This window comes from Geothrix sp. (assembly GCF_020622065.1).
Classification (GTDB): domain Bacteria; phylum Acidobacteriota; class Holophagae; order Holophagales; family Holophagaceae; genus Geothrix.
In genome coordinates this window covers 717,367-735,648 of sequence record NZ_JAHRYQ010000002.1, presented here as the reverse complement: position 1 = coordinate 735,648, position 18,282 = coordinate 717,367, and the positions used below count along the sequence as shown (strand labels likewise).

Annotated in this window: 16 protein-coding genes; 5 read left to right on the top strand and 11 right to left on the bottom strand. The window is 66.5% G+C overall.

Annotated features, from left to right (window positions below; translation table 11 throughout):
* Nucleotides 1-15: 15 nt before the first annotated feature.
* From QZ647_RS12845 to QZ647_RS12820, 6 genes are all read right to left on the bottom strand, one after another.
* Nucleotides 16-2,241 carry an aldehyde ferredoxin oxidoreductase C-terminal domain-containing protein gene (locus tag QZ647_RS12845; protein WP_291272547.1) on the bottom strand — a complete coding sequence of 742 codons (2,226 nt, stop codon included), beginning with the start codon at nucleotides 2,239-2,241 and terminating at the stop codon, nucleotides 16-18.
* Between the two features lie 16 nt (nucleotides 2,242-2,257).
* On the bottom strand, nucleotides 2,258-2,680 hold the full coding sequence (locus tag QZ647_RS12840; protein ID WP_286354922.1) for a 4Fe-4S binding protein: 423 nt from the start codon (nucleotides 2,678-2,680) through the stop codon (nucleotides 2,258-2,260).
* A gap of 111 nt (nucleotides 2,681-2,791) precedes the next feature.
* The gene (locus tag QZ647_RS12835; protein WP_291272546.1) at nucleotides 2,792-3,910 is read right to left on the bottom strand and encodes an ABC transporter ATP-binding protein; all 1,119 of its coding nucleotides are present in this window, start codon (nucleotides 3,908-3,910) and stop codon (nucleotides 2,792-2,794) included.
* A complete protein-coding gene (locus QZ647_RS12830; protein ID WP_291272545.1) occupies nucleotides 3,907-4,605 on the bottom strand; it encodes an ABC transporter permease in 699 nt (232 codons plus the stop codon). Before QZ647_RS12830 ends, QZ647_RS12835 begins: the two co-directional genes overlap by 4 nt.
* A 19-nt stretch (nucleotides 4,606-4,624) precedes the next feature.
* On the bottom strand, nucleotides 4,625-6,256 hold the full coding sequence (gene pruA / locus QZ647_RS12825) for an L-glutamate gamma-semialdehyde dehydrogenase (RefSeq protein WP_291272544.1): 1,632 nt from the start codon (nucleotides 6,254-6,256) through the stop codon (nucleotides 4,625-4,627).
* Between the two features lie 23 nt (nucleotides 6,257-6,279).
* The gene (locus QZ647_RS12820) at nucleotides 6,280-7,116 is read right to left on the bottom strand and encodes a substrate-binding domain-containing protein (RefSeq protein WP_291272543.1); all 837 of its coding nucleotides are present in this window, start codon (nucleotides 7,114-7,116) and stop codon (nucleotides 6,280-6,282) included.
* 71 nt (nucleotides 7,117-7,187) lie between these two features.
* Between QZ647_RS12820 and QZ647_RS12815 the strand changes: the two genes are divergently transcribed.
* From QZ647_RS12815 to QZ647_RS12805, 3 genes are all read left to right on the top strand, one after another.
* The gene (locus tag QZ647_RS12815; protein ID WP_291272542.1) at nucleotides 7,188-7,631 is read left to right on the top strand and encodes a hypothetical protein; all 444 of its coding nucleotides are present in this window, start codon (nucleotides 7,188-7,190) and stop codon (nucleotides 7,629-7,631) included.
* Nucleotides 7,632-7,697: 66 nt separating this feature from the next.
* On the top strand, nucleotides 7,698-8,084 hold the full coding sequence (locus QZ647_RS12810; protein ID WP_291272541.1) for a DUF488 family protein: 387 nt from the start codon (nucleotides 7,698-7,700) through the stop codon (nucleotides 8,082-8,084).
* Between the two features lie 45 nt (nucleotides 8,085-8,129).
* Nucleotides 8,130-9,494: an MFS transporter gene (locus tag QZ647_RS12805; protein WP_291272540.1), complete on the top strand. Its 1,365-nt coding sequence runs from the start codon at nucleotides 8,130-8,132 to the stop codon at nucleotides 9,492-9,494.
* 26 nt (nucleotides 9,495-9,520) lie between these two features.
* Here QZ647_RS12805 and QZ647_RS12800 read toward each other — a convergent pair whose 3' ends face one another.
* From QZ647_RS12800 to QZ647_RS12785, 4 genes are read right to left on the bottom strand one after another with little or no spacing between them, the layout of a single operon-like run.
* Entirely contained in the window at nucleotides 9,521-11,890 is a 2,370-nt protein-coding gene (locus QZ647_RS12800) for a PAS domain S-box protein (RefSeq protein WP_291272539.1), read from the bottom strand.
* Nucleotides 11,877-12,482, bottom strand: coding sequence for a DUF1638 domain-containing protein (locus QZ647_RS12795; RefSeq protein ID WP_291272538.1), 606 nt, complete (start codon nucleotides 12,480-12,482; stop codon nucleotides 11,877-11,879). The genes QZ647_RS12800 and QZ647_RS12795 overlap by 14 nt, the downstream gene beginning before the upstream one ends.
* Nucleotides 12,479-13,504, bottom strand: coding sequence for a uroporphyrinogen decarboxylase family protein (locus QZ647_RS12790; RefSeq protein WP_291272537.1), 1,026 nt, complete (start codon nucleotides 13,502-13,504; stop codon nucleotides 12,479-12,481). Before QZ647_RS12790 ends, QZ647_RS12795 begins: the two co-directional genes overlap by 4 nt.
* Nucleotides 13,501-14,199, bottom strand: coding sequence for a cobalamin-dependent protein (locus tag QZ647_RS12785; RefSeq protein ID WP_291272536.1), 699 nt, complete (start codon nucleotides 14,197-14,199; stop codon nucleotides 13,501-13,503). The genes QZ647_RS12790 and QZ647_RS12785 overlap by 4 nt, the downstream gene beginning before the upstream one ends.
* Before the next feature lie 248 nt (nucleotides 14,200-14,447).
* Between QZ647_RS12785 and QZ647_RS12780 the strand changes: the two genes are divergently transcribed.
* Together QZ647_RS12780 and QZ647_RS12775 are read left to right on the top strand one after the other, a co-directional pair.
* On the top strand, nucleotides 14,448-15,590 hold the full coding sequence (locus tag QZ647_RS12780) for a homogentisate 1,2-dioxygenase (protein WP_291272535.1): 1,143 nt from the start codon (nucleotides 14,448-14,450) through the stop codon (nucleotides 15,588-15,590).
* A gap of 303 nt (nucleotides 15,591-15,893) precedes the next feature.
* Nucleotides 15,894-16,781, top strand: coding sequence for a mechanosensitive ion channel family protein (locus QZ647_RS12775; RefSeq protein WP_291272534.1), 888 nt, complete (start codon nucleotides 15,894-15,896; stop codon nucleotides 16,779-16,781).
* A gap of 5 nt (nucleotides 16,782-16,786) precedes the next feature.
* Here QZ647_RS12775 and QZ647_RS12770 read toward each other — a convergent pair whose 3' ends face one another.
* A complete protein-coding gene (locus tag QZ647_RS12770; RefSeq protein ID WP_291272533.1) occupies nucleotides 16,787-18,250 on the bottom strand; it encodes an amidohydrolase family protein in 1,464 nt (487 codons plus the stop codon).
* Nucleotides 18,251-18,282: the final 32 nt, after the last annotated feature.

Here is an 18,282-nt window from a genome sequence, read left to right as displayed (position 1 = left end):
TCGCGGCCGATTCTCTCAGAGGTGCTGCTTCACGACCTCCACCACTTCGGGGAAGGCATCGAGGCCCAGTTCCTTCAGGCGCTCCAGGGTGGGCACGCCGTCCAGGGTCCAGCCGCGCCGCGTGTAGACGCTGTCCATGAGCTTGGAGAAACGGCCCGTGCGCCATTCGCGGTGGAGGGCCATCTTCTCCTCGGTGGTCTTGCCGGCGGGATCGAGGCCCATTTCGGTGACGATCTGCTGGTCGTAGCGCTCGGCGCGGGACTCGTATTCTTCCTTCGTCACGGGGCCCAGCGAGCGGTAGGGGGCCGCGTCGTGCAGGCGGAGGCCCTTACCCATGCGAATGTTGAACACGCGCTGGAAGTTGTAGACCTTCGCGGACTGCAGGATCAGGTCTTCCTTGGTGATCTTGATGCCCGTGGTGGCGGTGAAGAGGTCCACATAGTTCTGCACGTGCTCGGGTACCTTGTGGGGCTCGGGCTGGGAGGCGTTGTCGGCGGGGACCACATCGTTCCAGGGCAGCTTGCAGAAGCCGTTGAGGCCGAACCAGGTGCGGAACAGGGGGAAGTAGTAGAGCGCCTCGGCCTTGTCCTCGAAGGTGGGCAGCTGCTTGTTCACCATGTCCATGAAGATCAGCCAGGCCTCGTCGTGCTGGGGGCCCTTGTTGGTGAGGGCGTAGCCGCCCTGCTGGGCCAGGGACTCCTTGGACATGTACTGGGAGTATTCGAGGCCCTTGTTCTCCATGCCGATGTCGTTGATGAGCTGCGGATCGCCCCAGCCGTTCTTGATGAAGTATTCCTTCATCTTCTTCACGCCCAGACCCGCGATCTTGCCGAAGCCTTCACCCCGGGCCATCTGGTGCATCATCTCCAGGTCGGCCGCGGCGTTTCCCCAGGTCATCTCCAGGCCACCGGTGCGCTCCTTGTTCAGGATGCCGCGCTGGTAGCACTCCATCACAAAAGCGGTGAGGGTGCCGTAGGTGATGGTGCAGATGCCGTAGGTGTCGCAGTAGAAGTTCAGCTCCAGCAGAGCATCGGGGTCGAAGACGCCGCAGTTGGAGCCCAGGCCCGCCGCGTTCTCGTACTCAGGACCGTCCACGGTGACCATGTGGCCCTGGTAGGGGCCGGTCTTCAGCACGAGGCCATCGGCACCCTTGGCGCAGGCCATGGAGCAGCCGTACCAACAGCCGTCCACCGTGTGCTGGGTGCAGCGCTGCTGCCAGTAACTGGAGTCGATTTTGTGGACATCCGGATGCGAACCGAACTGGAAGTTGTGGACGGGCAGCAGGTCGTAGGCATCCATGATCTCGACGATGTGGGCCGTGCCGTTGCGGCGCATCATGCACTGCGTGCCGTCGTTCTCGCGGATCTCCTTGTGGTACTTGATGCCGGTCTTGGCGATGGTCTCGGGATCCGCCGGATGGTTGAGGTCGCCGGCCACCTTGGGCCCGCGCACCACGAGGGCGCGGATGCGCTTGTCCCGGAACACGGTGCCGATGCCGCCGCGGCCCGCCTGCTTGAAGCGGACGCACTTGCGACGGCGGTCGTAGAAGGAGAAGTTCAGCATCCCGATGAGGCTGTGCTCGGCGGCCGCGCCCGTGGACACCACGGAGATGTTCGGCAGGTCCTTCTCGTTCTCGGCATACATGTGCGTCAGCACTTCCGCGAGGACATGGCTGTCCACGGGATCGGCCGGCGCCTCTTCGATGCGGATGATCCCCTTCACGCCATCGATGAACAGGATGATGTCCTTGTCAGACTTGCCCTGGAGCTCGAGGGCGTCGAAGCCCGAGAATTTAAGCAGGGGGCCGTAGAAGCCGCCCACATTGGAATCGATGGGGATGTCCGTCTGGGGCGAGAGGCTCACCACCAGCGACTTGCCGGTGCCCGCGTACTGGGTGATGCCCGCCACGGGGCCGGGGCTGATGACGATCTCGTTCTCGGGATCGTTCCAGCGGGTGGTGGGCTTGACCGCGTTCCAGAGGTGGTAGAGCCCGAACCCGCGGCCGCCGATGAAGACATCCTTCATCTGCTGGGTGACGGGCTTCTCGGTGATCTCGTGGGTGCCCACATTCACATAGAGCGTGCGGTTGGTGTAGCCCTTGTCCGGCAGGCTGGGCGTGTAGGTGATCTCCTTCAGCACCTTGTGCGCGGCCTTGATGGCTTCGAGGCCCTCGAGGTACTCCGTGCGCTGGGTGTAGTCGATGTCCATCACTTTGCTGGGGTCGAAAACGAGCTGGCTCATGGGTCGCTCCTAAGGCTCAGATGATCCGAACGGCCGGCTCGGGGACTTCCACGATGGAGAGGGCGCCGTGGGGGCAGACCTTCACGCAGATGCCGCACGAGGTGCACTTGTGGGGCACGATCCAATCGGGATTCCGCATGAAGGCTTCCTTTTCGCAGAAGCCGATGCACATGTAGCAGCCCACGCAGAGCTGCTTGTCGATCATCACCACACCCAGCTTGTTGCGCTTCAGGGCCTCGGTGGGGCAGACCACCACGCAGTCGCCGCACTGGTCGCAGAGGACGGCCTTGCCGCCGCCCTCCTCGTAGGCCTTGATCTGGAGGGCCGCCTGGGCGGGATCGTCCACCTTGAAGACCTTGATGGCGCACTCCATTTCGCATTCGTGATTGCAGTTGCGCCCTGCATCGCACTTCTGGAAGTCGATCACCAGCTGTTTCATGGCTCGGGAGCCTCCGACATTCGGATCCATTGACTACACGTCAATCCGGAGTGGCCATGCCACCCCAGGTGTGAGGCTAGTCCGCGCCCAGGACCCCCGCAATGGACGCGGTCACACTTCGGCGTGGAGCCCTTCCCGGCGGATGAGGTGGGCGGCGGTGGCCTTGAAGGAGGCCACCACCTGGCGCCCCGGTTCAAGCCCAAGCTCTGTCAGGGATTGCGAGGTGACGAAGGCTGCCAGGAAGAACCCGCAATCCAGCTCGACCTTGAAGAAAGGGCCCCGGGGAATGACCTTCGTCACAGTCCCCTGGAAGGCATTTCGGGCGCTGCTGGATTTGTCGGTCTGTAAAGAAAGGGCCACATGTTCAGGTCGGATGCCCACCAGGGCGGTCTGGCCAGGCTGGGCTTCGCCCATGGCCAGCACTTCATGGTCCCCGGCGCCCTTTCCGAGCCGCAGGGTCAGGAGGCCCTCGCGACAGGCCGTCACCCGGCCTTTGAGCAGCGTCTCCATCCCCACGAAGGTGGCCACGAAGGGATCCTGGGGGTGGTTCATCACTTCACGGAGGCCCCCGGTCTGGAGGATGGCGCCCTCCTTCATCACCACGAGGCGGTGGGCAAGCCGGGCGGCCTCCCCGTGGTCATGGGTGGAGAAGACCGCCGTGCAGCCGGCCTCGGCGAGGATGCGCCCCAGGTCGTCCAGGAGGCCTTCGCGGGTGTGGGCGTCCAGGGCGCTGAAGGGCTCGTCCAGGAAGAGGATCTCCGGTTCCAGCACAAGGGCCCGGGCCAGGGCGGTGCGCTGGGCCTCGCCCCCGGAGAGGCGCCGGGCCGACCGGTCGAGCAGGTCCCCGATGCCCAGGCGCTGGGCCCACGCGCGGACCCGGGGCCCACGCTCCCCAGCGGGAAGGCCCCGCAGCTTCATGCCGGTGGCGATGTTCTGGGCCACGGTGGCGTCGAAGAGCAGGGGATCCTGGAAGACCATGGTCATGCGACGCCGGTAGGTCTCCCGGTCCGAGCGGGATCGCAGCTCGGTGCCATTGAAGCGGAGGCATCCCTCGGACAGAGGCAGAAGGCCAGCCAGGGCCAGCATCAGGGTGCTCTTTCCGGCGCCGTTGGGACCCATGAGGGCCAGAACCTCGCCCGCGCGCAGGTCCAGCTCGGGGACGGCCAGGACCTGGACGCGGCCCCGATGGACCTGGAGGTTCCGTGCCTCCAGCAGGACCGCCCGGCTCATCGGGGCCGGTCCCGCTGCTGGAGATGGGTCAGTACCGCGTTCACGGCGAAGGCCAGGATCAGCAGGATGATGCTGAGGGCGAAGGCCACTTCGAAATTGCCGCGACCCGTCTCCATCACGGTGGCCGTCGTCAGCACCCGCGTCTGGCCCTTGATGTTGCCGCCCACCATGATGGAGGCGCCCACTTCGGAAATGACGCCGCCGAAGCCCGCCATCACGGCGGCCAGCAGGGGCAGGCGGGCTTCCTTCAGCAGCAGCCACACCATCTGAGGGCGGGAGGCGCCCAAGGCCAGGACCTGCAGGCGCAGGCCCGGCGGCAGGTGCTGGAGGGCCGAGAGGCTGATGCCTGCGATGATGGGCGAGGCGATGACGGCCTGGGCGAGGATCATGGCGCTCGGCGTGTAGAGGATCTCCAGGAAGCCCAGCGGCCCGCTCCGCCACAGCAGCACGGTCACGAAGAGGCCCACCACCACGGGGGGCAGGCCCATGCCCGTGTTCAGCAGGGCGATGACCAGGCGCCTGCCTGGGAATTCGTTGAGGGCCACGGGCACGGCGATGCCCAGTCCGATGACCAGGCTGATGAGCGTGGCGGCGCCCGAGACCTGGAGGGAGAGCAGGGTGACCCGGAGGACTTCCGGGTCCAGCGTGAGCAACAGCTCCAGCGCTTTCCGGAGGCCCTCCCAGATCAGATCCATAGCCCCCTATTGTTCTTGGTCATTCCGCTTCGAGGAAGGGGAACTTGATGTCGGCGGGCGGCGTGAAGCTCTCTTTGATGGTGCGCGGGGAGGTCCAGCGGATCAGGTTCAGGAAGCTGCCGGCCTTGTCGTTGGTGCCCGAGGCCCGGGAGCCGCCGAAGGGCTGGTGGCCGACCACGGCCCCGGTGGGCTTGTCGTTGATGTAGAAGTTCCCCGCCGTGTTGGCCAGGGCCTCGGTGAGGTGGTTGATCACATAACGGTCGCGGGCGAAGATCGCGCCGGTGAGGGCGTAGGGCGAGGTCTCGTCCAGGATCTTCAGCGTCTCGTCGAGCTTGTCGTCGTCATAGACGAAGATGGTGACCACGGGGGCGAAGATCTCCTCCTCCATGCTCACGAACTTGGGATTGGTGGTGAGGATGATCGTGGGCTCAATGAACCAGCCCTTGGACTTGTCGCCCTTGCCGCCGGCGAGGATCTCGGCGTCCTTCGCATGCCGGGCCAGCTCGATGTACTTCATCGTGTTGTCGAAGGCGGCTTCGTCGATGACAGCGTTGAAGTAGTTCCGGAAGTCGCGCACATCGCCCATGCGGATCTCGGCGAGCAGGCCGAGGAGCCGCTCCTTCAGCTCGGGCCAGCGGGAGGCGGGGGCATACACCCGGGAGCAGGCCGAGCATTTCTGGCCCTGGTATTCGAAGCCCGCGCGCACGATGGCGGCGGCGGTCTGGGCCACATCGCCGGACTGGTGCATGAAGACATAGTCCTTGCCGCCAGTCTCGCCCACGATGCGGGGATAGCTGCGGTAGCGCTCCAGGTTGCCGCTGATGGTCTTCCACATGCTGTTGAAGACGCCCGTGGAGCCGGTGAAGTGCAGGCCCGCGAAGTTCCGGTCCTCCAGCGCGACCTTGCCGATCATGGAACCGCGGCCGGGGACGAAGTTGATGACGCCATCCGGCAGCCCGGCTTCCTTGTAGAGCTGCATGAGGTAGTAGTTCGACAGGATGGAGGTGGAGGCGGGCTTCCACACCACCGTGTTGCCCATGATGGCGGGGGCCGTGGGCAGGTTTGCGGCGATGGCGGTGAAGTTGAAGGGCGTCACGGCGAGGACGAAGCCCTCCAACGCCCGGTAGTGGACGCGGTTCCACACATGCGGATCGGAGATGGGCTGCTGGCGGTAGATCTGCTCCATGAACCCGGCATTGAAGCGCAGGAAATCGGCCGTTTCGCAGGTGCTGTCGATCTCCGCCTGGAAGGCGCTCTTCGACTGGTTCAGCATCGTGGCGGCGTTCAGGATGTAGCGGTACTTCGAGGAGATGAGGCTGCCCATCTTGTGGAAAATGGCCGCGCGATCCTCCCAGGGCGTGGCCTCCCAGGCCTTCTTGGCGGCCATGGCGGCGTCGATGGCCATGCGGACTTCCGCTTCACCGGCCTCGTGGAAGCGCGCGAGGACATGCCCGTGGTCGTGGGGGCAGACGGCCTTTTGGGTCTTTCCGGTGCGGATTTCCTGGCCCCCGATGATGAGCGGGATGTCCAGCTCGAGGTGGTACTGCCGTTCCAGTTCGGCCTTCAGAAGAGCGCGCTCCCGGGTTCCGGGGGCATAGGGGTTGATGGGTTCATTGACGGATTCGGGAAGACAGAAAATGGCATTGGACATGGAAACCCCTCCGTCTGGCAGGCCTACTCCGGCTTGCCGGCATCAGGAAAGAATAGCGGGGAGCCATAAGTGCCAATTCCGAAATCTTTGATCACGGCCTGCGCATCTTTCGATACCAGAAAGTCAGCAAAGGCGCGGGCTCCGACGGCATTCACCTTGGAAAACCGGGCCGGGTTTACCTCGATGACATGGTAGACATTCAAGAGCGAGGCATCGCCTTCGCTGAGGATCTCCAGTCCGAGTTTTTTCCGCAGGGCCAGGTAGGTGCCCCGATCTGACAAAGTGTAAGCCCGCTTCTCGGAGGCCACGGACAGGGTCTGCCCCATGCCGAGGCCCGTCTGCTGGTACCAGGCCTTACCTTCGGGATCGAGGCCAGCGGCCTTCCAGAGTTTCTTTTCCTGGGCGTGGGTGCCGGAGTTGTCGCCCCGGGACACGAAGAGGGCCGATCCCGCTCCGATGGCCTGCAGGGCCGCGACCGCGGGTTTCCGCCGGACGCCTGCGGGGTCCGTGGCGGGGCCCAGGAGGATGAAGTCGTTGTGCATGACGATGCGGCGGTTCACGCCGGGACCTTCGGCCACCAGGGCCTTTTCCGCCTCCGGGGAGTGCACCAGCAGGACATCGGCCTCGCCCTTCCTTCCCATGGCGATGGCCTGCCCGGACCCTACGGCGATGGTCTTCACCACGAAGCCGGTCTGCTGCTCGAAGCGCGGGATGAGGGCGTCCAGGAGGCCCGAGTCCTGGGTGCTGGTGGTGGTGGCCAAGAGGATGACCTTGGAGGCCGGCGGTGCCGCCGGCAGGGCCGCGCCGGTGAGGGCCGCGATGAGAGCCAAGGTCCAACCAAGGAATGAACGACGATGCATGGCGTCCTCCGGAAGGCCAGTTTCGCACGCCGGATCCTGCCGGGCGACGCCGGTGCTGGTACAACGGGGGGATGGATCCCCTCTCTGGCCATCCCGGGAAGCCGGGCCCCCTGCGGGCCCTGCTGTTCCCCCCGAGGCCGCGCAACTTCCCCTGGGCGCGGCCCGTCCAGCTGGTCCTCCGCAGCCTCCACATCGCCGCCATGGCCCTGGTGCTGGGGGCGATCCCCTTCGGCGCTGGGTACCCAGCCCTCCGCCTGCCAATCCTCCTCACGCTGGGCAGCGGGATCCTGCTCCTGGTCATCGACCTGGCCCGGGATGCGGCCATCCTCACCCAGGGCAGCGGTGTGGCGGTGCTGGTGAAGCTGGCCCTGCTGGGCATGGGCGCCCTCCAACCCGAGGCCCGGCTGCCCTGGTACCTGGCGGCCACCCTGGTGGCCTCGGTGGGCTCCCACATGTCGGGCTCCTGGCGGCATTTCTCGTTCCTGCACTGGAAGGTCCTGCGGTACCCCGACTGAGGGGCGGCTCGGAAGGATGGAAGCGGGAGATCATGGATCAGGGCAAGTCCCCCTGGAGGAGGTGCCATGGCCATTCGGGTGGTTCGTCTGGGTACACCGCGGACGCCGGGGGAGGGCCTTCGGCTCGGTACCGTGCGGCGGCCTCCCCGGGGGGTGCCAAAGGCGGAGTTCGCCTCCCGGGACTTCTATGATCTTTGGCTGCCCGAGGCCGCGCCCAGCGAGGACCTGGTGAAAACGGCCCAGGCCGCCACCAGCGACCGGGACTGGGCCGCCTTCCGGAAGAAATACCGCGCGGAGATGGGGCAGCCCGAGAAGGCGCGGCTCCTGGACCTGCTGGCGGCGCTGTCGCACCAGACGGACCTGGCCGTGGGATGCTACTGCGAGGACGAAGCGCGTTGCCACCGCTCCGTGCTGCGGGAGCTGCTGGGGGAGCGGGGCGCGGTCATCCGCTGATGCAAGCCCGGAGGCATGCCACACTAAGGCGACCCTGAGGTATCCATGACCCCCGAGCCTTCCTTCCGCGAGAAGTACCGTTTCCCTGCCAGCTACTGGAACGCGAACCTCACCGAGCTGTTCGAGCGGGCCGCCTACTATTCGATGGCCAGCTTCATCGTCATCTACCTCGGGCGGCTGGGTCTGGGCGACTACTGGCCCAGCACGCTCAACGGCGTCCTCTGGTTCCTGGTCTACTTCCTGCCCATCCTCAGCGGGACCATCGCCGACCAGATCGGCTTCCGCCGCAGCCTCCTCATGGCCTGCGTGCTGCTCGTGGGCGGCTACTTCCTCATGGGCTATCCGGTGTGGTTCGGGGGCCAGACCTTGGCCCTGCAGGCGGGCAAGGAGGTCACGGCCGGCCTCGGCGTGATGGTGCCGGTGGCGGCGGCCATCGTGCTGATCGGGATCGGCGGCTCCTTCGTGAAGCCATGCATCGCGGGCACCGTGCAGCGCACGCACCTGGGCAAGGCCACCCTGGCCTTCGCCATCTTCTACATGGTCATCAACATCGGCAGCGTGTTCGGACGCCTTACGGCCTTCTTCGTGCGGACCAAGCTCGGCAAGCTCGACACCATCTTCGTCGTGTCCATGGTGGCGGCGGTGCTGGCCTTCCTGGTGGTGGCACTGCTCTACCGCGATCCCGAGTCCGCGGTGGATCCCAACAAGCCCAAGCGGAGCGTGTCGGAGGTCCTCCTCGGGATCTTCAAGGTGCTGCGCAGCGGTCGCTTCACGATGTTCATGGTCGTGAGCAGCGGCTTCTACTTCATTTACAACCAGGTTTACAATGTGCTTCCACTCTATGTAAAGAAAACGGTTGAGTTGTCTCCTGCCATGGACCTCTACACCATGGCCAACCCCATCACCATCGTGCTGTTCCAGCTGCTCATCACGAAGCTGTTCGGCAAGCTGCCGCCCATCAAGTCCATCATCGTGGGCACGGTGATCATCGGCCTGTCCATGCTCATCAATGTGGCCCCGCTCTTCATGGCCGGTGGCGTGACGGCGAAGCTGCTGCTGCCCATGGGCAGCCTCTTTGTGGTGATGACGGTGGCGTTGATCGCCTTCGGCGAGCTGTTCGCCTCCAGCCGCCTCTACGAGTACATCGGCTCCCTGGCGCCGAAGGGGCAGGAGGGGCTCTTCCTGGGCTACGCCAACCTTCCCATGGCCATCGGCAGCCTGGTGGGCGGCCCTGCCGGCGCCTGGCTCTTCAACAAGGTGATGTGCGCGGGGGCCGTGACACAGGCAGACGGCCTGCTGAAGCTGGATCCCAAGGCGGCGGCCACGGGCTGGATCATCCTCACCCTCTTCGGCCTGGGCAGCGCGTTCAGCCTGTGGATCTACAACCGCTGGCTGCAAAAACAGCCTTGATCGCCAGGCTGAAGGAGCAGGCCTGATCAGCTGCCCGGCAGGATCTCGGCGAAGGCGGCCTGGAGCTCCCGGAAGCTGAAGGGCTTGGCCAGGATGGTGACGCCGGGATGGGCGTGGGCCAGGTCGATGGCCTGCTGATCGGCCCGCCCCGTGGACAGGAGGATGGGGACTTCCGGCAGGGCCGCCCGCAGCCTGGGCAGGGTGCCGGTGCCTCCCCAGCCCGGCATGTTCATATCGAGGATGATGACGGAGGGCCGCAGGCCCCGGTCCAGCATCGCCATGGCCTCCTCGCCGCAGGCCGTCAGCGTGGCCTGGTGGCCCATGGCCTCCAGCTGGGCCGAAACCGCGGACCGGATGAGTTCATCGTCGTCCACCAGGAGGATGTTCAGGGGCGTGGCCGAGGCGCTCGGTCCAGAGGCTCCCGGACCCGCCGGCTCGCTCCGGGTTTCCGCCGCGGGAAACCGCATCTCGATGCTGGTTCCATGGCCAGGCCAGCTTTGGATGTTCAGTTCCCCGTGGTGCGCCTTCACCGTGCTGTAGACCAGCGAGAGGCCCAGGCCCGTGCCCTTGCCCTGGGGCTTGGTGGTGAAGAAGGGTTCGAGGGCGCGCTCGAGGGTCTCGGGGGCCATGCCGCTTCCTGAATCCGCCACAGTCACCACCACCTGTCCGTCATGGAGCCGGGTGCTCAGGGTGAGCCGCCCCCCGCTTTCGGCCATGGCATCCACGGCGTTCACGCACAGGTTCATCAGCATGAGGCTGAGCGCATCGGCATCGCCGAGGATGCCTCCCACCTCGGGACCGAGGTCCAGCGTGATGGCGATGGACGGCGGGATGGTCCGCTCCAGGAGGCGGGCCTCCTCCTGGATGAGGCGGTTGATGGGCACGGAGCGTTCCCCCGCCATGTCCTTCCGCGCGAAATCCAGGAGGCTCTTCACCATGTTCCGCCCCCTCAGGCAGGCCTTGGTGATGGTCTCGAAGGTGGCATGGAGCCGGGTGCCCTCGGGCTGGAGGTCGAGGTGCGTGGTCGCGAGCCCGAGGATGGCCCCCAGCACATTGTTCATGTCGTGGGCCAGGCCGCCGGCCAGGTTGCCGAGGCTCTCCATCTTCTGGGCCACGCGCAGGGCCTCCTGGGTCTTGAGCTCTTCCGTGACATCGCGGAAGACCGCGAGGCTGCCGGTGAACTGGCCCTCGGCATCGCGCCTGGGCGTGGCGGTGAGCTGGAGGATGCGCCGGATCCCATCGGGGCGCCGGATCCGGACCTGGTAAGAGTCCGTGTGTCCGTCCAGCCTCCGCAGGGTGTGGTCCACCACCCGCAACCAGTCGGATTCATCCAGGTACGGCCGAAGATTCTGGCCGACCAGCTGATTGCGATCGACGCCGAAGATGCGGTCGGCTTCGCGGTTCGCCATGACGACGGTCTCGTGGCGGTCCGTGATGGCCACGCCTTCGCCGAGGATCTCCACGAGTTCCCGGTGGTGCGCCTCGCTGGCGCGGAGGGCGGATTCGGCCGCTTCCCGCTCGGTGAGATCCCGGATGAAGCCGATGATCAGGTTCCGGCCGGGAACGAAGGTCGTCGATACTTCCACCGGGTAGGTCGTCCCGTCCTTGCGCCGGTGCAGGGCGCGGAAGCGGTCCGAGCCTTCCGACTTCATCTTCTCGTTGCGGTCGTCGGTCTCCTGGCGGGATTCGTTCGCGTCCATGTCGGTGATGTGCAGGGTCCGGATTTCGTCGAGCGAGTAACCCGACATCTGCAGGTAGGCTCCATTGGCATCGAGAATCCGGCCGTCGCCTGCCACTACGAGGAATCCGTCCAGGTTGGTCTGCAGGAGGGCCTGGTACTCCTCAGCCTGGGCCAGGACCTTCGCCTCCTGGGATTCGAAGTGGAGGGTGTTCCGCAGAATGAGGGCGAAGACCGGCGAAAGCACCGTGAGCAGGCGGACGACATCATCGGAACGATTGAGGTCGAGATGGTCCAGCGCGAAGAGTGTTCCGACGCGTCGGTCGCCCACCCGAAGGGGGGTCATGCTCAGGGATTCGAGGCCGAGCCCTTCCAAGAGGGCTGCGTAGCGGGACTCGGCGGTGCGCTTGACGAGGAAGGTGGCCTCATGGGCGTTTGGGTGGAGTTGGACGAGCTGGTCCAGGCCGCCGAGCAGGGCGGGGGTCCGGGCCCGTTCGGGCTTGAGGGCCACGATCCGGGCGGGTCCGCTCTCGGGGCCGGGGCCATGCTGCAGGAGCACCACGATGCGGGCGCCCATCACCTCGCGAAGCTGGCGCGTCAGGAACTGTCCCATCTCCCCGGGGCTCTCCGAGAATTTCAGGATCTCCTCGAGGAAGTCCAGGATCATGAACTGGACGGCGGCGCTGTCGGGGGATCGCATGGCGTCACTGGCCGTCATGATGGCTCGCGGAGCGGGCCGCTTCCCGCAGGCTGGCGAGAAGCGGGTCGAGGGACACGGGCAGGACCTCCACAGGCAGGCCGAGGTACTCGGAGGCCTCGTTCAGGGCTTGCCAGGGCACGGGCTGGATGCCCGTGTCGAGGTAGATCAACCGGGTGTGCATCTCCTGCATGAAGGTCTTGGCATTGGAACCCAGGAGCCCGAGCTGGCTCATGAACACCTGCCGCCAGGCCAGGGCCCATTCGGGCATGAGAAAGAAGGCCCCTTCGCGCCGGAGCCGCCGGTAGGCCTCCCGGCCGAGGATGATCTCACAGCAGTTGATGCCTTCCGTGCGGTCGATGCCAGGCTTCGCCCGGAAATCCTCCATGTGGCCGCAGCAGTCCCCGAACGCGATCAAGACTTTCTGCCCTTGGGCCTCGGCCTCGGTGAGCGAGGTGGTCAGGCGAGCGTCCAGGCGGTCCGGGGCCATGTGAAGCATGGAGGGCAGGTAGTCCACGGCCAGGTCCAGCGCCCCCGAGGCCTGCAGCGATTCGATTTCCCGCCGGAAGATCGAGCAGGCGATGCAGCGCGGGGGCCGGGAGTCCGTCGTCACCGCAGGCCTCCCCCAGCCAGGCAGATGGATTCGGTGATGGCCTGAAGGCATTCGGGCGGGGTTCCCAGAGGCACATCCGCGCCGGAGGTTGCGAGGATGAACTGGGGGTCCCGGGAGCCCGCGGCCAGGGCCCGCTCGCAGAGGACGCGGACCTGCCCGGGAGTGAGGTCCGCCAGGCCGGGCCCGTCGAGGTTCCCCAGCAGCAGGGGGCCGGGGCCAAGGGTTGTCCGGGCCGCGGCCAGATCCTCTCCGGCATCCACCAGGAAGCCCACGACCTGGGGGAGGCCGGCGAAATCCGCGAGGTGGGGGACGAGGGGGCAGCCGCCGTGGTGGACGATGATGGGTCCGGGAATCTGGCCGAAGGCCCGCTCCAGCGCCGGCCTGGAGATGCCGGCCACGACCTCGGCGGGCACCATGAACCGGTTCGCCAGGTTGGCCGTCAGGGCCAGGGCGGTGGCGCCGTCCTGGAGCATGGCCGTCCCCAGCTGCACGAAAAAGGCCGTGCAGCGGTCGATGAGCGCGCGGGCCTCGTCCGGTCGGAAGAGCAGGGCATCCAGCCAGGCCTCCAAGCCGATGATGAGCGGAGGCAGGTCGAGGGGGCTCACCAGAAGCCCGATGACGGGAACCTCGCCTTCGTATTTTCGGGAGAGGATCCGGATGGTTTCGCGCAGGTAGAGCAGCCTGGGGTGGCCGTCCACATCGGGCAGCGGCAGCCGGAGCGCCGCCGAGGCGGAGTCTGCGGCGAAGGCCCTGACATTCGGGGCCTGCTCGGGAGGGCCGCCGGCCCGGCTTCCGAAGGCCTCCCCGAGCGCCGATACCAGGAAGGGGCTCAGCAGCAGGTCCGGGCCGAAGACCTCCCGGACGGCCATCTGGCCCTCGGCGAAGATGGCAGGGTCGGCGAAGTGCGCTTTCACCGGAGCTCCGGTGAGCTGGGATCCGTAGAGACTCAGGTTGAGCAGGAATGGGGGTCGGTCGGAGGGCTGCCCCTGAAGCGCGGCGAGCACCCGTTCGAGGCTGTTCATGGGCGCACTTCCCCGGAGACGGGCTCGAAGGTCAGGGACTGCTGCCACAGGCGCTCGAACAAGGCGGGCGCCTCGGCGGCGCTGGCGGCGGTGCCGTCCCCGCCGAAGGCCTCGACGAGTTCGGGCCGGAGCTTGAACACCGCCCCGCCGACGGCGAGCTGAAGCCGGCCCCGGAGCCCCCGCCGGTCGATCTCCTCCCGGAGCTTTTCCACATTCTTCGCCGTGGTGAACATCATCGCCGAGGCCCCGATCACGCGGGCGCCGGTCTCCTCGGCCTTGTCCACGAACTGCTCGGGACCGATGTCCACGCCCAGGTCATGGACTTCCCATCCGGCCGCGCGGAGGAAAGCCGCGACCATCTTCCGGCCCAGGGGGTGGAAGTCATCTTCCACATTCCCCACCAGCACCGGCCCCTTCGCCGGCAGGGCGGGAGCCTCACGGGAGGCGGATTCCAGGAGCAGGCGGGACAGGACATCCTCGGCCACCTTGGAGGCCACATAGCCCGTGGCGAGCGACACCCCGCCGGAGCCCTGCGCCCAGAGCTTGCCGAAAGTCTCCAGAGTCGGGGCGAGGAGCTCCGGGATGACCTGGTGGAAGGACCGGCCCGCGGCCCACGCATCGACCACCGCGTTGGCGCCCGCCCGGTCGGCCTTCTGAATGGCCTTGAGCAGGTCCCGGGAGTAGTTCCGATCCATGACGCCTCCGGTGGAAGGAGCGGGCATGAGGGGGGGCGGGGAGTGACCGACGGGCGCCTTGTCTTTTGCCGAGCCCGCACCGTTGATGTATCGGCTGATCACGGGATCCTGTGAATTCCAAGGCAGAACGAATGCAGGTATCCCGCGGATCGGGGGAGAGATGACCGCGCATTTTCTGCAAGTCCGCTAATTGTTAAAATCTGTGATCACAGTTTCCCGTGATAATGGGAGACCCTCCCGAGGTTGTCATGTCCAAGAAGGAAACGCCGCTCTTCCCCCTGCGCAAGGGCCTGCACACGCGTCAGGCCCATGTGGACCTGCCCGCCGGCACCTTCGAGGAGGAGCATGCGCGGCAGGGCTTCTTCGGCCGCACCACGCACCTCTACCGCCTGCATCCCGTCACGGACTGGACGCGCATCGAAGGCCCCCTGCGCCCCCACAGCTATGATCTGAACCCGCTGGCGGACACCGCCGATGCCAAGGTGAAGGCCTCGATGTTCGGTTCCACGGAGGCTGCCTTCGCCCCCATCTGCATCCTCCACAACGGGGATGTGGCCCTGCACTGGGTGGCGCCCGCGGCCATGGACTTCTTCTACCGCAACGCCGACGGGGACGATGTCTACTACATCCATGCGGGCGGCGGGAAGCTGGAGACCACCTTCGGGGCCCTTACCTACGCCACCGGCGACTACCTGGTGATTCCACGGGGGACGACCTATCGCTTCCTGCCGGGCGAGGGCCCGCAGCGCTACCTGCTCATCGAGAGCTTCAGCGAAGTGACCATCCCCGACCGCAACCAGCTGGGACCCAACGCCATCTTCGACCCCGCCATGGTGGATACGCCGGAGCTGGAGCCCTACGATGCGACTCCGCGCGAGTGGGCCGTCCACATCAAGCGCGAAAGCCAGATCACCAAGGTGTTCTACCCCTTCAATCCGCTGGATGTGGTGGGCTGGAAGGGCGACCTCACGGTGTGGCGCATCAATGTGAAGGACATCCGGCCCGTCCTCAGCGCCCGTTACCACCTGCCGCCCAGCGCGCACTCCACCTTCATCGCCAATAACTTCGTCATCTGCTCTTTCCTGCCCCGGCCCTTTGAGGAAGAAGAAGGCGCGATGCGCGTGCCTTTCTTTCACTCCAACATCGACTACGACGAGGTGCTGTTCTACTCGGCGGGCCATTTCTTCAGTCGTGATGGCATCGGCGCCGGCATGATGACCTGGCATCCCCAGGGGATTCACCACGGGCCGCACCCCAAGGCCATCCCCCTCAGCCGCACCAAGGAGCGCACGGACGAGGTGGCCGTCATGGTGGATGCCTTCCGTCCCCTCAAGGCCACGCCCGCGGCCGAGTTGATGGAGAACCTCAACTACTGGGCGAGCTGGAAGTAGGGTCAGGCCCCTCGGCCCAGGCCCAGATACCGGCGCAGGAACGACCTGAAGTCCATGTAGAGGAACCGGAAGGGGCCACGGTGCTTGCGCCGGTCGATGGTCACGGGACCTCCTGCGGACTGGATGGCGTGATTCGACTGCCCAGCATGATCGGGTTGAACCAGAATTGCCATCCATGAATTTTACAAATCAAACCTTGGCCATGATGACTGCTTTCGATGAATGTCTGATTTCGAAAGACCAATCTTTGGAACCCTCGAAGCCGCGCCCGCGGCCCTGATACGCTGACGCTCTGGAACCGACATGCCCATCCTTGCCACGACCCTGCAGACCTTCGCCTTCGCCACCCACGGCCTCTGGGAGAGAGCCCAGAACCTGGGCCTGGTGCTCCTGACCTGCCTGGCGTTGCTGTGGGGAGTCTCCCTGGTGGTCCGCGCGGTGCGCCGGGCCGTGGATGACGGGAACGATGGCGTGACCTCGGATGCCGAGCGGCGGGCGGAGACCCTGGGCTCGGTGCTCACCAATGCGGCCCGCGCCCTGGTGGTGGCCTTCTTCCTGCTGATGACGCTGCAGGAATTCGGCGTGAACATCGGGCCCCTGGTGGCCGGTGCGGGCGTGGCGGGCGTGGCCCTGGGCTTCGGCGCCCAGAGCCTGGTGAAGGATGTCATCAGTGGGTTCTTCCTCCTGCTGGAAAACCAGTTCGGCGTGGGCGACATCATCAATGTGGACGACAAGCACATCGGCACTGTGGAGCGCATGACCCTGCGCGTGACCCAGGTGCGGGACGCCGAGGGCCGCGCCCACTTCGTGCCCAACGGGTCCATCGTGCGCGTGGTGGTGCTGTCCAAGGACTTCGCCCGGGCCCGGGTGGAGGTGGAGGTGGGCTACGACACGGACCCCGACCGGGCCTTCGAGGCGCTGAAGGACATCGGCCGGAAGCTGCACGCGGACCGCCCCGACCAGGTGCTGGAGCCGCTGGAGGTGAAGGGCATCGAGACCCTCGGGGCCAGCGGATTCACCATCCTGACCCTCACCAAGACCGCCCCGGGAGCCCAGTGGGAGGTGGCCCGGGAACTCCGCCACCGCATCCTCCTCGCCTTCCGGGAGGCCGGCATCGAGATCCCCTATCCCCAACGGGTGGTGCACCACCGGAGTGAAGGGGCTGTCCCGGGAATGGAATCCGGCGACTGACCGGCTTAGCGGATGCCCACATGGCCCCGCACCGACTCGATGAGTTTGGCCGAGTCGTAGCCGAGGCCGTCCTTGAAGACCGTCACCACCTGCTCGATGTCCTCGATCCGGGTGGTGGGATCGCCCTTCACCACCACCAGGTCCGCCTGCTTGCCCGGTGCCAGGGTGCCGATGCGGTCGAGGCGGCCCAGGAAGGCCGCGCCATTCGCCGTGTAGATGCGGATGGCCTCTGCGGGCGTGAATCCGGCTTCCACCAGCAGCTCCAGCTCCCGGTGGTCGCCGAACCCGGGCAGCACGCCGCCCATGCCGGTGGGGTCGGGACCCGCCAGTAGCAGGCCGCCGGCCTTCACGAAGGCCCGCTCGAAGGCCATCTCCTTCTTGAGCAGCTGCTCGGGCGTGCTGTTGGGAACCACACGGACCTTGGCGCGGGCCGCCAGGTAGCTGGCCCTGGACTCGGCGGACATGGCCGCCAGCACGCGGGGCTGGAGCGGCGGCCGGCCGGGCACCATCATCTCGAAGACCGGCAGGGTGGAGGTGATGGCCACCTTCTTCTCCACCAGATCGCGGATGAGCTTCTGGACCTCGGCTCCCTCCAGGTCGGCCTTGAGCCAGGCGCCCCAGGAGGCCGCGACCGGCGGGCAGATGTCCGGCGTCTTGCCGGGTGCGAACTCCGCGTCCGTATAGATGGGGCCGTGCTCGAAGTTGTCGATGCCCAGGACCATGGCCTCGGGCCAGGTCACGGAGCCCAGGTGCCCGGTCACCTTGAGGCCCCGGGCGTGGGCGGCCTGGATGGCCGCGCCCAGATCAGCCCGGTGGATGTTCATGTAGGCCTTGAAGGAGGTGACGCCCGCATCGGCCCAGAAGTCCACGAAGCGCCGAGCCTCCTCGGGGTTCCGCAGGCCATGCATCTGCGGCGTCATGGGTTCGAGGCCTTCGAGGTAGGGACCTGTCACATCCATCTTGGGTCCGGGGAGGAGGCCCGCATCGATCTGCCGCTTGATGTTGAGGTCCGTGTAGGGCTCCAGGCTGCCCGTGGTGCGGATGGTGGTGACCCCGCAGGCCAGGTAGAGGCGCGGCGCCGAGTGGGCGATCTCGGCGAAGAGCCGTCCCGGCGCCACGGCGGCGCCCTTCTCGTCGCTGTGGATGGAGTGGGTGTAGAACAGGTGGTTGTGCATGCCCACCAGGCCCGGGAGCACTGTGTGACCCGTGAGGTCCAGCACCTGCGCGCCCTTGGGCGCCGCCACGGTGGTGGTCGCGCCCATGGCCTCGATGCGGCCGTCGCGGAGGACCAGGGTCTGGTCCTCACGGGCAGGGGCGCCGGTGCCATCCACCACGCGGGCGTGCACCAGGGCCACCACCGGCGCGTCCACCTTCAGGAAGGCGCGGACTTCGGCCGAGCGCGCAGGCTGGGCTGCCAGAGCTGTTCCGAGGGCGAAGGCCAGAATGGCGAGTCGTGCGTGAACGGACATGCAAGCTCCTGTGGGCCGTGAGTGCCACGCTA

Coding starts and splice junctions, on each gene's coding strand:
- QZ647_RS12800 (WP_291272539.1), bottom strand. CDS start 11,890: ATGACGGCCAGTGACGCCATGCGATCCCCCGACAGCGCCGCCGTCCAG.
- QZ647_RS12830 (WP_291272545.1), bottom strand. CDS start 4,605: ATGGATCTGATCTGGGAGGGCCTCCGGAAAGCGCTGGAGCTGTTGCTC.
- QZ647_RS12785 (WP_291272536.1), bottom strand. CDS start 14,199: ATGGATCGGAACTACTCCCGGGACCTGCTCAAGGCCATTCAGAAGGCC.
- QZ647_RS12790 (WP_291272537.1), bottom strand. CDS start 13,504: ATGAACAGCCTCGAACGGGTGCTCGCCGCGCTTCAGGGGCAGCCCTCC.
- QZ647_RS12810 (WP_291272541.1), top strand. CDS start 7,698: ATGGCCATTCGGGTGGTTCGTCTGGGTACACCGCGGACGCCGGGGGAG.
- pruA (WP_291272544.1), bottom strand. CDS start 6,256: ATGTCCAATGCCATTTTCTGTCTTCCCGAATCCGTCAATGAACCCATC.
- QZ647_RS12775 (WP_291272534.1), top strand. CDS start 15,894: ATGCCCATCCTTGCCACGACCCTGCAGACCTTCGCCTTCGCCACCCAC.
- QZ647_RS12780 (WP_291272535.1), top strand. CDS start 14,448: ATGTCCAAGAAGGAAACGCCGCTCTTCCCCCTGCGCAAGGGCCTGCAC.
- QZ647_RS12840 (WP_286354922.1), bottom strand. CDS start 2,680: ATGAAACAGCTGGTGATCGACTTCCAGAAGTGCGATGCAGGGCGCAAC.
- QZ647_RS12815 (WP_291272542.1), top strand. CDS start 7,188: ATGGATCCCCTCTCTGGCCATCCCGGGAAGCCGGGCCCCCTGCGGGCC.
- QZ647_RS12835 (WP_291272546.1), bottom strand. CDS start 3,910: ATGAGCCGGGCGGTCCTGCTGGAGGCACGGAACCTCCAGGTCCATCGG.
- QZ647_RS12820 (WP_291272543.1), bottom strand. CDS start 7,116: ATGCATCGTCGTTCATTCCTTGGTTGGACCTTGGCTCTCATCGCGGCC.
- QZ647_RS12770 (WP_291272533.1), bottom strand. CDS start 18,250: ATGTCCGTTCACGCACGACTCGCCATTCTGGCCTTCGCCCTCGGAACA.
- QZ647_RS12845 (WP_291272547.1), bottom strand. CDS start 2,241: ATGAGCCAGCTCGTTTTCGACCCCAGCAAAGTGATGGACATCGACTAC.
- QZ647_RS12805 (WP_291272540.1), top strand. CDS start 8,130: ATGACCCCCGAGCCTTCCTTCCGCGAGAAGTACCGTTTCCCTGCCAGC.